This window comes from Massiliimicrobium timonense (assembly GCF_002160865.1).
In the GTDB taxonomy this organism is placed as follows: Bacteria; Bacillota_I; Bacilli_A; order Erysipelotrichales; family Coprobacillaceae; genus Allocoprobacillus.
Genome location: NZ_NFLJ01000029.1, coordinates 23,129 through 38,559, shown reverse-complemented (window position 1 = coordinate 38,559; position 15,431 = coordinate 23,129). Strand labels below are relative to the sequence as shown.

Sequence of the window (15,431 nt, the reverse complement as noted above, 5' to 3'; positions counted from 1 at the left end):
ATAGATATTTTCAAAACCTAAGAAAAAGAATACTTCTGCATCTTGGTTTTAAGTATGACATTATTTAAAAAAGGAAGTAACTGATTCAGTTACTTCCCCTCCACTCTTGACACAGAGCCCAGGTTCTTATTATTTAAGTCCGTATTTTTTATTGAATTTTTCTACACGTCCATCAGCACTTGCAAATCTTTGTTTTCCTGTATAGAATGGATGGCAATTTGAACATGTATCAACACGAATTTCGTTTAATACTGATCCACTTTCAAATTCAGCTCCACAAGAAGTACAAATCACTTTGACTTTTTTATAATCTGGATGAATTCCTTTTTTCATTTTTCATTTCTCCTTCCGCCTTGAAATATTTGCTACTTCAAAGTAAGTTGCCCAATTATAATAGCATTTCTTGACGATAAAAACAATAGTTTTTTCATTTTTTATTCATCAATATGATATCTTGTAATATGAGCACCTAATGTAATGAGTTTATGGTCAATATTATCATATCCTCGATCAATATGATAGACATTTGTAATTTCTGTTCTTCCCTGAGCAATTAAACCAGCAACAACCAAAGCAGCACCACAGCGTAAATCTGTTGCTTCCACTCTTGTACCATGCAATTGTGTTGCTCCATGAATGATGCTTTCAGCTTCTTTTAAATCAATGTGAGCACCCATTTTATTTAATTGAGGGCAATGTTTAAATCTTTCAATATAAATGGTTTCTTTAACATGTGAATCACCACTAGCCTGTGTTAAAAGAGTTGTAAGAGGTTGTTGTAAATCAGTTGCAAAACCAGGATAAATTTGTGTTTTAATGTTGACTGGTTTTAAATCACCTTCTCTACCATAAACCACAATACTATCTCCCACAACATCCATTTGAATACCCATTTCTTTGAGTTTAGAAATTAACGCTTCTAAATGCTGAGGAATAATATTTTGAACAATCACTTTTTCTCCAGCCGCCGCAGCAATAATCAAAAATGTTCCTGCTTCAATACGATCTGGAATAATTTCATGAAATGTTCCATTTAAATGTTCGACACCATCAATCGTAATTGTATCAGTTCCTACGCCTCTGATTTTTGCTCCCATCTTTGTCAGAAGGTTCGCCACATCAATAATTTCCGGTTCTTTCGCAGCATTTTCAATCACAGTTTTTCCTTTGGCTTTGACAGCTGCTAACATAATATTAATTGTTGCTCCAACTGATGCAAAATCTAAATAAATAGAAGTTCCAATCAATTCTTTAGCTTCCAATAAATAAGTATCATTTTCATAAGTAATATTTGCTCCCAAAGCTTCAAAACCTTTGAGATGAAGATCAATAGGACGTGGTCCTAAATAGCATCCCCCGGGCATTTTTATTTTTACACGTTTATATTTTCCAAGTAAGGCTCCCATAAAATAATAAGAAGCTCTTAGTTTATTGACTGCATCACTCACTAATGCAATATCTTCCATATGTGTAGGATCAATCTTGATACGTTCTCCATCAATCTCTACATCACATTTTAACTCCTTTAAAAGTGTTGCCAATGCAGCAACATCTGAAATTTCAGGGACTCCTAAAATCTCTACAGGACCTTCAGATAATACGGCTGCGGGAATCAAAGCAACAGTTGCATTCTTCGCTCCACTAATTCTTACAGTTCCATTTAATTTATATCCACCATCTATCGCAATTACTTCTGCCATGTGTTTATTTCCTTTCTTTAATATATATCCAATCATCAATCTATTTATAACTCTATTTCTCTTTTTAATGAGATTATACACATTTATGTCGTCAATATCAAAACAATTTCTTAATTTTTTTCGCTTTCATTATATCATTCAAATGCTGTTCACTCAATCCCAACATGATATTTATAATAAATTCATCATTCCATCATATTAATGCTTTTTATTCCTTATTTATTGCATTTATTTTAAAAAAATCTTTACACTTGATTTAAGAGTGATATACTATATATTGTCAATATTTGGTCCGTTGGTGAAGTGGTCAACACACTAGGTTCTCATCCTAGCATTCAGGGGTTCGAACCCCCTACGGACTACCAGTAGAAATCAAAAAAGCCCGATAAAATGGGCTTTTTTTCATTTCAAAACCGTTTTCGACACTCATTCGACACTCATTTAGAAAAAATTTCGTTTATGACTTCTTGTTTATGTTCATCATTTATATGAGTATAAAGACTCATTGTGGTATTAAAATTACTATGCCTCATCAACTCTTGTGTCGTTTTTATATCAACATTCCCCAAAACTAACTTCGTAGAAAAGGTATGCCTTAACATATGAAAATGAAAATGTATACCCTCTTTATTTGTGATTGCTTTTATATCTTGTCCCATTGTATTGGGATTAATATAATAGCCATTTTCATCACAAATAATTTTCTCATAAGGATTTATTCTAAACCATTTTTGAAGTTCCTGTTTTAATGGTAAAGCTAGCGGTATAACAGCATGTGATTTCTTCGACTTCATTTGTTGTGTTGTATAGAAGTCCTGTTTTCTCAATCCTTTGTATACAAGTTTTCGCTTAACAGATATAGTGTTATTTTGAAAATCTATATCTTCTTTTTCTAACCCTAAGACTTCTGATACTCTTAAACCTGTATAATATCCTATTATCAATGCTATTCTGTATGTCATATACTTAAACGTCTCTTTTTCGGATAAACGCTTTATAATTAATTGAAAATCATTATCACTGATAACTTTGTTTTCATTTCTTGTTGTATCAATTCCCTTAACTGAAACTAAATTTATAGGATTTGTTTCTATATACCCTAATTTAACACTAAAATCTAATATTCGATTAATCGCTTTTTTAATGTTTTTATTGGTAGCCAATCCTTGCTTTGACTTACTATTAAAGTAATTTTGCAAGAATGCATAATTGAAGGTCGTAATTAATTTATTGCCAATTTCTTTATGCAAAAAGGTGTTATATATATTTTTTGTACTAGTAACTGTGTTCTCTTGATAATTCCCACAACCTATTTCCAAGAACTCTTGATATACTTGATCAAAAGTTTTTTTACACTTTTTTTGTACATTACCTTTTTTCTCTAATTTAGCATATATCATTGCTTCATGATTTTTGGCATCTTTCCAAGTTCTAAATCCACTTTTAGAATATCTATTTTTTATACCATTATCATAATAATTAATATAAACTTCATAGACATATCCATTTTTCATTTTCTTACGTTCTCGTTTACGAATAGGCATCAGGTATTTCCTCCTGATGCCATATTTTCATATACGCATTGAAAACTTTCTACAGCCTTTACTCTATTACTTACATCATATCCACTATAATTTTTTTGAAAGTCTCGAATAGTTTGCTGTGAAAACATGAAATTACGTCCAGTTTTAATTGCAGGTAAAATTCCTACTTCTCGAAGCATTGCAATCGTAGTCACATGAGTATGTAATAACTCTGCCACTTCTTCTTGTGTTAGCATTTGTAAATCATACATATTATTTTGTTGATTATCCATATTCTTTCCTCCATTCTAATAAATTTGATGAAAATTTGATGTAAATAATCTTAAAAGATTATTTACACAAATTTTTCATTTTTTATAAAATATAATCATCTGATTTTGATTAAATTTATATTCATCAATAATTCCATAAGCCTTAAAAAAATCCCCATACATCTTTACAAATAAATGAAATTTAAAATACGTTTCATTCAAGCGCTTTTTGTAAATTGATTTTGAAATTTTATGTAAAGCCAAATCTTTTTTTGCTTTTTCTTCGACTTTGTCAATTTTTAAGATTCTTTTTACAACCGATTGATTGATTTGGACTTCATAATCTTTAATCAATGAAGATAAAACCCAAAATTTAAAACTGATGAATTCTTGACCTTCATGAAAATGTCTATTACATATTTTATATAGATTAAAGAAATTTATTGAATATGACTGACTTTTAAAACCTAAGATTTCAAATAAATTTATAATTTTAGGTTCTTTTTCAAATTTGTAAAAGTTACCTACCTGTTTTATTGACAAAAAACTTGTTCTCTCATCATAGCTTTGATTATCTAAAGCAAACAAAAACACGTTATTCATATAAGCTAGAGAATCTTCAATCATTTTTTTATTTAGAGTTCCTAATTTCTTACTATTTTTTGAAAATCTTGCCTGCTTATTGCCTCTTAAAATTTTCAAAATAGTCATTGTCGAAAAATTTTTTTGTTCTCCAAAACATTCAAAAATTGTCAACAATGCACATAAAACAGTAAAATCAAAATAAGAAAACTGTCTGATATTAGCATTGTTATTGAAATATTTTATGAAGACACCATTAATACAAACACTATTTACTTTCTTTATTGGATTACTGCTGATTATTTGCAATAATTTATAGCAAGAAAATTCATACACAATAATATTTTCAGGAAATCTTTTTTTATAAATCAACATTTGGAATCTCCATAACTTCGTCAAAATCTTTGTCAACAAATATGTTTAAGGCGCCAATATGCCACATTTTTAAACTTTTTCCACTTTCACCATAGCGATTTTTAGAAATGAAAATTTCAACTAATTTTGCTTTATATCCATAAATTATTCTTTCTTGATCTAGGGGTACAATAAAGAGAATACCCGTAGACTGATGTTCCAATCCTGATGTTCCTCTAAGTGAATTTCCACTTAATTTCTGCGCATCATACAAACCACTTTTGATTTTTGCTTTTTCTACTGAACTTTTATTGATTTGACTTTGCAAAATCAAGACTATATTCTCCTTATTTGCAAAACTCTTTAGTGTTCTTGCCACATCATCTGAAACAGTATTTAAAGAATTTTCAATATTTTCATATTGATCAATCACAAGTACATCCAAATTATTTGTGCGCTTTTTTATTACATCTAAAATCTCTTCAACACTCAAAGAATCAAAATCATCAATAGATAAAATATCTATATGACTCATGCTTATCTGATATAATGTTTCAGCCAATTCCAATAGTTCTCTATTTCCTTTGTTTAAATAAACATCCAAATACGCTGACGCATTTTTTAAATCATTTATCCCCAACAACGTTGATTTTATGCGTGCCTGAATTTGTTTCTCGCTTTGCTCAAGTGAGACGTAGACAACTTTTCGTGGTTCAAATATTGAATTCTTAAATCGATTATACCCCGATGCTAAAACAGTTGCTAACATGATGGAAAACGCTGTTTTACCGACCCCAGAGGGGGCAGAAATTGTATATAGCTCGCCCTTAAGAAATCCATCTTCTAAAAAAACACTATCGAATGCATCACTAATTTCTGATAAAACTGCATCATTTTCTTCAAAAATAGAACAATATTTGAAATACAATTTTTCAATTTCACAATATCTGTCCTTATTTATTTTCACTTGTTTCCACCATTCTGCATACTTCTCTATCATAAATTTCTTATAATTTTTTAAATTTTCTAAACACATTTTATTCATTACTGAAAAATTTATTCTGGGCGCAGATAAAACAATCTCTTGCAAATTTTGAAATTGCTGTAACTCATCAATTTCTTCTCCCAAATTTCTGTATGGAACCAACCCATAAGTTGGTATACAATTTATATAACACATAATTCAAAAATCCTCCTTGATAATTATAATTTACAAGTCATCGCGATTTTCCTTGCATTTTCAGTGTATTATAAAGAGCTCCATTTTGATATTAAAGAAGTTAGAAAATTTGGGAATATCTAGTATTTAAATAATGAATAATTTCTCATAAAATTTTAATTATATATATAATCATGAATAAAGTATATTAAAGGAAATAGAAAAAAACAGTAATTTTAATGTAATAGGAAAAGATGTATTTATTCATTCATTATTTTTTTATATAATAAACATAATCATTTTACATAAGGAGAGTTTTTATGAGAAGAAAAGAAGATTATGTTCCTAATGTAGATTTAACTCTTGAATTTAGTACACATAAATCTGCAAAAGGAAAAACTGATTTTAATGGCAAAACCACAAGAAAAGAAACTAAATCTGAAGATAAAGAAAAATATCCTCAAGAAGTTATAGATATATATAAAATAATCAGAGAACAATACGGAGAAAGTTTATTTAAAGAACAACATAAATCAAGTTTAATGACAAAAATAGATTATTTATTAAAAGAAATAGAAAAAAAGCCTGATTCTCCGCTTGCTATTTTGAAAAAAAATATCTCTCAAAAAGAATTTGCTCAGTTCATTGCATACATACATGGTGGTTTAGGAGATCAAGACAGTGAAATTGATAAATTCAATAAACAAATACATAGGAACTATATAAGTAATATTAATTTATCAAAATATCAATACTGTTTTAGATATTATTTTCAAGACAAATATAAAGATTATTATGGCTGTAATGATTTATCTGAGTTTATTGACTTTTTACATCCATACGCACTTGAAGGAGTTGGTGAAATAAAAAGTTTAGAATCAGCTATCTTTCATTATTATTATATGAGTACCCAGCCATCTGCTTATTTAGAAAAATCAATTATACTGTACAATAAAAGCTATTATAATAATTATCTAGATTTATCACAAATGGACTCATTACTTGCTTTAGTTAAAATTATATGGGATAATTTTCAAGATAAGCCTTTAAAAGATTTTAATAAATATATCGATTCCTTATTAAATATTTTACATAACTCGATGTTTGAATTTATAAATCAATTAAATATTTTTTTTGATAGGAATCTTTATTTCTTTTCAAATGAAGAAATATTGGCATATTTTCTTGAAAAAACTAAGAAAAACATCAAATCAATCAATAATTTAATATCTAAAGATAATAATATTATTAGTCCTTCAACAAATTGTTTTTTCTCTAATATAGCTATCTTTGAACACTATATAACAAATTTACATTTAACAGATATTGAAAAAAAAGCAAGAGTCTTTATGACTAATGCAAACAAGATGCATATCGATAATTTTCAAGAGTTACAATTTATGTCTATAGATCAATATTTTAGAGATTACTGCAATTCAAATAAGGAACAATATAAAAATTTTTTAACAGGAAAAAGTAACATAAAACAAAGTACTTTTAATAAAAAATTGAATCTATTATCTGAATTAGATTCACTGTTAAATTTAAATAGCGTCTATTTTGCTAATTACACATTACCACAAATAAGAGTAAAAATAGATTTAAAAAATATATTACATAAAAAAATTGTTTATGAAGAATTTTATAATAACGGACATGATAGTTATAAATTTTTTACCAAGAAAGACGGAACTGTTGAAACCAACATAAAAAAAGTAATAGAAAAATACGTTAATTATTCCCCTCAGTATATAGATGACAATCTATTAGGATATCAAATAGACAATAGTAATTTTAATGAAGTAATTACTGATGAATATAATATAAACGATACAAATGCTTATGAACTAACAGTGTTATTATCGGAAAAATTAAGAAGAGGTTTTTATAACGCAGCAAATATGAACAAACAATTTGCTGAAATTGTCGATTTGAAGCTTTCTACATTAGAATTATTTACTAAGATTTCATCTGTTTATGACATAAAAAAGCAATTTGAATTATTCAATATATTCATTACCAATTTTTTAAATATTCTTTCTGATTTCGAAGAGAAATATTTAAAAAAAGATTTATAATGTTCATTTATAAACAAACATCACAAATCTCCATAATAATATTATTTTTATCTATTTTTCTCTTTCAAAGTTCAACCCCTTATAAATTCGTATAGGACTACCTCTTTTAAGTTGATTATGCTTATTCCAATTTTCATATTGTATAACCTTATTGATAGATGAGTTTTTCTCATCTATCTTTTTCATTAACCTTAAATAAGCAATCTTCTTATTTTGAATCTGGCTACGCTGATCCATTGATACTACGCTTATTCCTGTTGGTATATGTATAGCCCTAATGGCTGTAGATACCTTATTTACATTTTGTCCTCCCTTACCTGACGAACGAAAAGCTTCATATCTAATATCATCATCCTTATCAAATCTGAATTTATCTTGCAGTATAGACACATCAATAAACCAGTTTTTTCTTTTATGATTTGGTCTAAATGGACTTTGACATATCCATTGAACACTTCCTTCCAAAAAAGATAGGTCTTGCTCACTGTAAAAGACAGCACTCTTTAGACATTGCTTATCACTGAAATTTGTTGAAACAACTTCAAGGTCAGGAAACTCTGTTAAAAGTTCCTTATAGAATAGATAACATGCCATTTCACATTCTTTTGGTGAACCTTGTCCAGCACTAATCTGTATCAACATTTATAAGTCACCATTGGTTTTAATGTTGCGATAATTTCTATGCATTTGTATTGTAAAAGTGTTTCAATAACGTCATCTATTCTTTTATACGCTTCCGTTGCTTCTTCATATAACAATGCCTTGTCCTTTGATATGACATAGCTTCCTAATGAAGTTCTTTTCAGTTCATCTCTTTTATATTTTGACTGAAGTTTTCCCTTACACTCACTTCTCATGATCTTTCGACCACATCCATGACTCACCGAGTACAACTCATCATTACGAGGTATAGTTTTCACTATGTAAGAAGAGCTCCCTCTTGTTCCTGCTATGATCGCATAGGTATGACTCAATGATGATATGCTTCCTTTTCTATGATAGTATTTCCCATCAACCATTTCCAAATAATTATGTATGCAATCAATGACAATTCTATTATCTGATTTGATATTTGCCATTTGTGTAAATATATCAGCAAGATGATTGCGATTATCTCTTGCATATGCAATAGCTTTGTCATGTTCTTCAATATAGGAATTGAATCTTTCACTAGCTTCTTCCAATCCTTCTAATGAAGCATATTCTCTATAGATTGATTCTCCTATAGCTCTAGAGCCTGAATGAATCAACAAATAAGCTTTCTTTGTATCAATACCTAGTTGATTAGCTAAATCTTGATTATAGACCTTATCAATGGCAGTTAATTCAATAAAATGGTTTCCTCCACCAATGCTGTATTTTCCATAGATACCTGTATTCTCAAGTTTTCTAACAAGTCTTTCTACTTTTATCTTTCTTATCTTTTCTTGAGTTTCATATAAGGTTACTCCACATCCAATGTCATTTCCTATTAGAAATGGATATATAAATTGCTGTGTACAAATAGTACATCCTACAGGCTGTTTTCCCATGTGAAGATCGGGCAATCCTACAATGGATTCAACGCCTTTAAAATCCGCTATGGACTCAAGCTGTCTTATTGCATTGTCCTCCATCCATAGCTTGTTATTTTTCATTATTTTAACTTTCATAAATCCTCCTGTGTTCAAGCAATCACAAGAGCATATAAAAAGCATAGCAGATAATCCACTATGCTCGTTCTTTCGTACACTTGTGATTAGCTACTTTTCTTTCATCTATTATATTGTGTTTGTTTGTATGTCCTAGCATAGCCATCACACCCTTTCTTATTGCTTAAAGCATATCATATTTTATTCTTATCTACAAGATAAATCTTCTCTTTTACATATCTATTTATGATTTCAATATCATAAAACTCAATATAGAATGTCAGTGAAGGTCGTTTATATGTATATTTTGACTTTCTTTTCCCACCCCATACAAAGCTTGTAAATGGTTTGGAAAACCAATCATGTTTTTCATCATAGCAGTCTGAAAAATCATCCTTTGTAAAGATTTCATTGAAGAAGTAGTCCACCAGATCAATAGATTCTTCTTGATACCAGACCTGAGGAAATGAATAATAGATAATGCTTCCGTTAATATGTCCATCTGCATTGACTAGAATCTTGTAATCAGGAATATCTTCTATTTTTTTGATGTTGTCATGAAAATATCTTTTCATTCTTTCAAGATTGATTCTGCATTTATAAGTCGTCCACCTAGTATATTTAAGATTCTTGACAATCTTCTTTAAATCCTTATCATTAATCCATACTTTTGTTGTTCTGAAAATAATGTCATATTCACAATTATCACCAAATGCAAAGGTATTTGGTCTTTTGTTCTTCCTTATAGGCAGATAAATAATTGCATATGGATTAAATGCCAATATACAAAAACTGGCAATCAAGTATTTTAGACATTGAATATTTCCATCAATCCATGCACCACCATACCACCAGTCTGCCCAGTCAATAATCCAAAGATGATCATGTTCAAAGGGAATGTATATATAGTAATATTTCTTTTTGTAAGGAACCTTATATCTTCTAAACTTGTATGCTTCCATATGCTACTCTCCAAATAGGATTCCATGTTCAGCAAAACTGAAATATCCTCTTTCACAGGTAATAATATGGTCTATAATTGGAATCTGTAAAATCTTGGATGCTTCAATAAGCTCTTTGGTTGTGTCAATGTCTGTCTGAGATGGTTCAATCGTATTGCTTGGATGCGTATGAAAGAGCATTATCTTTGAAGCATTGGAAAGTATAGCTCCCTTAAATACTTCTCTAGGATGAGCTAATGTCATATTGACTGTACCTACCGAACATATCTCAAACGAATTGATTTCATTGGCATTATTCATCATGATAACTCCAAAACATTCACGATCTGTATTATCAATAATATTGCTGATGGCTTCAAATGCTCTATCTGGATTTGTAATACCTTTGCTTTCATACTCAACTGTCTTTTCTCTACATATCTTCAGTGATATAAAATCAACTTTTTTCTTCATTTTCTTTCATCTCCTTCACTCTTCTATAAAAGGTAGTCTTGCTGTAATTCAGCAATTTCATTGCCTGTATAGCAGTCATTTCGTTATTCTTCCATTTTTTATATATTTCATCAAATCTATCATTTTGAATTTTCTTTCTACCCTGATATTTGCCATTAGCCTTAGCAATGGCAATTCCCTCTTTTTGTCTTTGAAGAATGTAATCACGTTCTAGCTGAGCAACAGCCCCAAAAACAGTAAGCATAAACTTACCTGATGGTGTAGACGTATCAATCTTTTCCTTCATGCTGACAAATTGCACTCCTTTAGCAACCAATTGATCGACCAGTTCCAACAAATCACGTGTATTACGTGCAAAACGACTGATTGATTCTACAACAACAATATCACCACTTCTAACAAAATCCATCATTTCCTTAAGCATAGGTCTTTCCTTATTTTTACCACTAATTTTATCAATAAATATTTTTTCAACATCCAGCTTCTTCATGATGACTTCCTGTCTTGCAATATTCTGTTCAACGGTCGATACTCTGATATATCCAATTTTCAAACTTATCACCACATTTCATAATCTTTAATAAACAAAAAGCGTTCCACTAAGTCACAATTTTAAGTGGAACGTTCCAAAATACGTTATTCAACTTTAATGGTACAAAGAAAAAGTATACCACTAGGGTATACTCTAATGAAACTAAACAATACTCTATTATAGTACAGCTGATATTTATAAATTTTTTTAATTTTGTATCCTACCCTACAAGTGAGTTGCTAAATATATAAAAAAATTTATCCTTATATTTCAACATTTTTGAAAATTGAATAGTATTTTTTACTTTAAAACATGATATTTTAGCTAAAAATTTGTGGACATATACGTTCTCATGTCCAATTTTTTGTTGGTCAGAGACTAAATATATTTAATGAAATTATATTTATTTTCAATATTTATAGTTATTTAAACTTATATTGTATATCCTCTTTTAAATCTTTAACAACTTCTTCATCTTCACTACTGGCTATGCTATAATTAAAATCAAGGAGAGATGTAACATGGTAAGTGGAATAATAGATATCAACAAGATTGCTGATGTCTTTGATGAAGATTATTATATAGAAAGGGCTGAAGAATTAAGAATTCAGCTTACTCAAGTAACAGAAATTGATGAACCAACTATTGAAACCGTTATGGATATAGTCATCATCATTGAATACCTTAGTTTCATCTATAAACATATTATTAAGATGGACTATGATGAACCAGAATGGCTTATTGAATACTATTTTGAATTGAAAGAAAAAGTAAAACATCTAAAACAATATGATATTTATACTGACCAATTGTATGATAAGGAAGTCAAAGACATAATTGATGATATATATGAGCTTATAGTATAAAAGAACCTTACAATATGAAGGTTCTTTTTTATATCTTAAAAGTATGTAGGAAACATGTTAACCCATATTTCTCTTGTAAGTTGAGCATCATATAGTGCTCCGTGTAGTTCATTTTCATTAAAGTCTATGTTATAAGATTTAGCAGCATCTATAAGTTTGAAGTTTTTATTAAGTCCTTTTAATTCCTTGTATGCTGTCATGCAACATTTTTTTGTTCTTTCAAGTTTTCTGAGAATTCTTCCATCAATTAATGGTCTTATGAATTCAAAATCAAAATTAGCATTATAAAAAATTAGTTCATCAGCATCTTTAAATATTTTATGTAGTACCTTTCTGTATTTTTCTATATTACACATTGTCTCAACATCAGATGGTTTAATATGATTTATTTTTTCAGCCTCAGGCCATTCAGTGTGATAAATGGGTTTAAACATGCAATGAAAAACAGTATTACCATAGCCATTTACAATAGCAAGTTCAAGAATTTCATCCTCTTTTGGATTCAGACCAGTTGTTTCTATATCAATAAATAAAGTTTTATCTTGAATCTTGCCTTTGATTCTTGACCCCTTGTATTTATAGGTGTGATAAGCAACAGATTTAGCAAAATACTGTTCAAAGGTTTCAGCAGGGGTTAGATTCTTGTTGTTTCTTTTTTCTTTTTCTACATTACGTACTTTTTCATCTTCCTTGTAATGTTCTACAAGTTCACTACTTTTTATGCGTCCAAGGTAAATATCATATTTAATGAGAAAATCAGATAGTGAAGATGTTGAAAACAAAGTATGTCTTAATTCTTCAACTTTCATTGTACTACATCCTTTTAATCCAAGAAATAATGCAAAATCCTGAAGTTCACCTTTGCTCATTCTTTTAATGGCATCTGTTGTTGGTCTGTATGAATGAGCTTCTGGATTTGTTGCAAACTGTGTTTGATAGCCAAGAGAGTTTATTTTATTGTTCTTTTTGACAATTTTCTTAAGGTCAGACCCAGTAATTCTTGGAATATCCTTAATTGTTCTTTTCTGCATTTTCTTTCTTGTCATATTCATTGAATGCTGAAGAATGATTGCAAGAATCATGAATGGTGTTCTTTCATCATAAATGGTCTTTCCTGTAAAGATGATGGGATAGTTTCTTAAAAAACAGTACCAGCTTGTATAATAGTTAAGGTTCTTGGTAACAACACTGTTATGTACTCCATTGATTTTTTTCTTAAGCTCACTATGAATACCGTTGACTCTTTTTAAACTCAAATAGTATTTACTTTCATAATCCTTGAATTCCTTATAACCAAGTCTTCTTTTACCTCTTTTAATGATACCAATTTTTCCTTTTTCAAAAAGTTCTTTTTCAGTAATGGGATGACCTAATGCATCAATATCTCCAATTTTGTTATAATTCTTATAACTTCCTGATGGAAGGACATAATGTACAAGATTATTATCCACACAGTAGTCATCAAAAATACTATTGGCATCTGAACAGAATACATCAACTTTATTAATATCAATATACTTCATGATGTATTCATCAAGATATTTTCTATCAGTGTGACCAACACCTATCAGAGCACTTATGCAAAGACCATAGGAATTGACAGCCACAACAACATTTGAAAATTCATCACCTTTAATACTTCCATTTCTTGATTTGCTGTGTATACCATCATTTTTATTGATGAGAGATGTCCTTTTTCCTCTTATATCTTCATAAGGGTTATATTGGTTATGTTCTGGTGTACCGCTCTGGTTTTCATGAAAGTAGGTCTCATCAATTTGTATTATACCTGTTAATGGGTTAGCTTCAAAATATTTGAGCTGTGCCTCATGAATTGCTTTCATAATTTTGATTCTTATTTCAGCTAAACTTGTTTCATCAAATTCATATGTAGATGGGTAGCTTTCTTTAAGATATCTGCTCATGTTTGGAATGGTAACCCCGCTAATCATATATTTGATTATTTTTATGATAACTGGCAAGGGATATTGAATACCAGCCAAAACTGTATCAGTAAAAAGAGTAAAACTTTTACCACATGTCTTACAGATATATCTTTGAAGTCCACCCCTTGAAGTACCATTCTTTTTTATATCCGTTGAACGGCAATTATCATTTGGGCAAGCTAAATGATAGCCAACTTCACTTAATCTACTAATAATCATTTTATCAAGTTCTGCTATCTCTGCATCAAGAGTTGTTAATCCATTATCTTCAAGAGTCTTGTTATAGACTTCACTTGCACTAAGAGCTATTTGTTTTTGTTCTTTACTTAATTTCTTTCTCATAGTTTTATTCCTTTCTTAAAGTATTTAAGTTCACATAGTTAATATGTAACTCTTTGTGCAAATAACAATTGCTTTACTTCTTAAATTTTACCATGATTAAATCAAAAACAAAATATGGTTTTATTGCCAGCAATAAAGTAATAATATTGGCTGATAATTTAAACAAATTCTAACCATGATTAAAGTAAAAAATCACCACTACATGGGAAGTAATGATGATTTTTCATTTTATAAATTATTCTTCATTATCTGCATAATGAATTTCCGTTGACGGAAGATATGAATAATATGATTCTATTTGGGGTGTTAGTGATAAAGGAGATAATGAATCTTCAAGTGGCAAATTTTCAATATCATCAGGAAACATTTCTCTGATTGATGGTTCAAATCTACTTCCATCCTCAGCAGTTACACATTTAATTACATTTTCATTCTCAAAAGTAAACTTATAAGGCATTGATGCTCCAGACCCCAATATAAGCTTGTTATCTTGAACATAGTATTCTTCATAAAGTATCCACATATAAACATATCTTTTTGTATCTTGTTTTTCTATTCCATACATTAAATAGTCCGTAAAAACTTGATAATCTTGTTTATCTTTATAATCACTTACCTTTTCTACATCATTAACAACATAATTAATGGCTTTGGTATATAAATACTCTTCACCTTCAACCCAATTGGTATTATTGATAGATATAATTGCAACAACACCTACTATTAAAACAAAAGAAATGATAAAAATTATAATCTGTTTTTTCTTCATATAGATACCCTCCTTTAATTTTATAAGTTTCACTAATATTATACTATAGTATCTACTTATTACTCAAATTTAAAATGATTTTTATTTACATTATACATACTTAATCTCTTTTATTATAATCTCATCTCTAATATTGACCAATTAACACTTAGACATATGAACATATATGTCCACAAGGCTTTAAATGAAATGTAATGTTTTAAAATATAAAATACTATTCAATCTTCAAAAATGTTGAAATATAAGGATAAATTTTTTATAT

15 protein-coding genes and 1 tRNA gene are annotated in these 15,431 nt (G+C 29.1%); 3 read left to right on the top strand and 13 right to left on the bottom strand.

The window, feature by feature from the left end; all coding sequences use genetic code 11:
• Positions 1–129: 129 nt before the first annotated feature.
• Positions 130–333 (bottom strand): 50S ribosomal protein L31, encoded by a 204-nt coding sequence (rpmE, locus tag B5E75_RS10045; protein ID WP_087358855.1) that lies wholly within the window; start codon positions 331–333, stop codon positions 130–132.
• A 101-nt stretch (positions 334–434) separates the two neighbouring features.
• Positions 435–1,700, bottom strand: coding sequence for a UDP-N-acetylglucosamine 1-carboxyvinyltransferase (locus tag B5E75_RS10040; RefSeq protein ID WP_087358853.1), 1,266 nt, complete (start codon positions 1,698–1,700; stop codon positions 435–437).
• 289 nt (positions 1,701–1,989) lie between these two features.
• Between B5E75_RS10040 and B5E75_RS10035 the strand changes: the two genes are divergently transcribed.
• Positions 1,990–2,065, top strand: a tRNA-Glu gene (locus B5E75_RS10035).
• Positions 2,066–2,137: 72 nt separating this feature from the next.
• Here B5E75_RS10035 and B5E75_RS10030 read toward each other — a convergent pair.
• From B5E75_RS10030 to B5E75_RS10015, 4 genes are all read right to left on the bottom strand, one after another.
• Positions 2,138–3,244, bottom strand: a complete 1,107-nt coding sequence (locus tag B5E75_RS10030) for a tyrosine-type recombinase/integrase (RefSeq protein ID WP_087358851.1) — start codon at positions 3,242–3,244, stop codon at positions 2,138–2,140.
• On the bottom strand, positions 3,244–3,516 hold the full coding sequence (locus B5E75_RS10025; RefSeq protein WP_241146659.1) for a helix-turn-helix domain-containing protein: 273 nt from the start codon (positions 3,514–3,516) through the stop codon (positions 3,244–3,246). Before B5E75_RS10025 ends, B5E75_RS10030 begins: the two co-directional genes overlap by 1 nt.
• 75 nt (positions 3,517–3,591) lie before the next feature.
• Positions 3,592–4,452 carry a hypothetical protein gene (locus tag B5E75_RS10020; RefSeq protein WP_087358849.1) on the bottom strand — a complete coding sequence of 287 codons (861 nt, stop codon included), beginning with the start codon at positions 4,450–4,452 and terminating at the stop codon, positions 3,592–3,594.
• Complete coding sequence (locus B5E75_RS10015; protein ID WP_087358847.1) at positions 4,439–5,611, bottom strand: DnaB-like helicase C-terminal domain-containing protein; 1,173 nt, start codon at positions 5,609–5,611, stop codon at positions 4,439–4,441. The genes B5E75_RS10020 and B5E75_RS10015 overlap by 14 nt, the downstream gene beginning before the upstream one ends.
• Before the next feature lie 299 nt (positions 5,612–5,910).
• Here B5E75_RS10015 and B5E75_RS10010 point away from each other — a divergent pair, with 299 nt between their 5' ends.
• Positions 5,911–7,668, top strand: coding sequence for a hypothetical protein (locus tag B5E75_RS10010; RefSeq protein ID WP_087358845.1), 1,758 nt, complete (start codon positions 5,911–5,913; stop codon positions 7,666–7,668).
• Positions 7,669–7,719: 51 nt separating this feature from the next.
• Here the strand turns inward: B5E75_RS10010 and prfH are convergent, their stop codons facing one another.
• The 5 genes from prfH to B5E75_RS09985 all read right to left on the bottom strand — a co-directional run bounded on the left by prfH (position 7,720) and on the right by B5E75_RS09985 (position 11,267).
• Positions 7,720–8,262 carry a peptide chain release factor H gene (gene prfH / locus B5E75_RS10005; RefSeq protein WP_338037075.1) on the bottom strand — a complete coding sequence of 181 codons (543 nt, stop codon included), beginning with the start codon at positions 8,260–8,262 and terminating at the stop codon, positions 7,720–7,722.
• Positions 8,263–8,303: 41 nt separating this feature from the next.
• The gene (locus tag B5E75_RS10000; protein ID WP_087358841.1) at positions 8,304–9,320 is read right to left on the bottom strand and encodes an RtcB family protein; all 1,017 of its coding nucleotides are present in this window, start codon (positions 9,318–9,320) and stop codon (positions 8,304–8,306) included.
• A gap of 173 nt (positions 9,321–9,493) precedes the next feature.
• Positions 9,494–10,261 carry a hypothetical protein gene (locus B5E75_RS09995; RefSeq protein WP_087358839.1) on the bottom strand — a complete coding sequence of 256 codons (768 nt, stop codon included), beginning with the start codon at positions 10,259–10,261 and terminating at the stop codon, positions 9,494–9,496.
• Between the two features lie 3 nt (positions 10,262–10,264).
• Entirely contained in the window at positions 10,265–10,714 is a 450-nt protein-coding gene (locus B5E75_RS09990) for a JAB domain-containing protein (protein WP_087358837.1), read from the bottom strand.
• Complete coding sequence (locus B5E75_RS09985) at positions 10,698–11,267, bottom strand: recombinase family protein (RefSeq protein ID WP_087358835.1); 570 nt, start codon at positions 11,265–11,267, stop codon at positions 10,698–10,700. Before B5E75_RS09985 ends, B5E75_RS09990 begins: the two co-directional genes overlap by 17 nt.
• 500 nt (positions 11,268–11,767) lie before the next feature.
• On the opposite strand from B5E75_RS09985, the gene B5E75_RS09980 reads away from it, so the two are divergent.
• The gene (locus tag B5E75_RS09980) at positions 11,768–12,112 is read left to right on the top strand and encodes a hypothetical protein (RefSeq protein WP_087358833.1); all 345 of its coding nucleotides are present in this window, start codon (positions 11,768–11,770) and stop codon (positions 12,110–12,112) included.
• Positions 12,113–12,147: 35 nt separating this feature from the next.
• Here the strand turns inward: B5E75_RS09980 and B5E75_RS09975 are convergent, their stop codons facing one another.
• Positions 12,148–14,400 (bottom strand): exonuclease domain-containing protein, encoded by a 2,253-nt coding sequence (locus B5E75_RS09975; protein ID WP_087358831.1) that lies wholly within the window; start codon positions 14,398–14,400, stop codon positions 12,148–12,150.
• A gap of 235 nt (positions 14,401–14,635) precedes the next feature.
• The gene (locus B5E75_RS09970) at positions 14,636–15,169 is read right to left on the bottom strand and encodes a hypothetical protein (RefSeq protein ID WP_087358829.1); all 534 of its coding nucleotides are present in this window, start codon (positions 15,167–15,169) and stop codon (positions 14,636–14,638) included.
• Between the last annotated feature and the right edge of the window lie 262 nt (positions 15,170–15,431).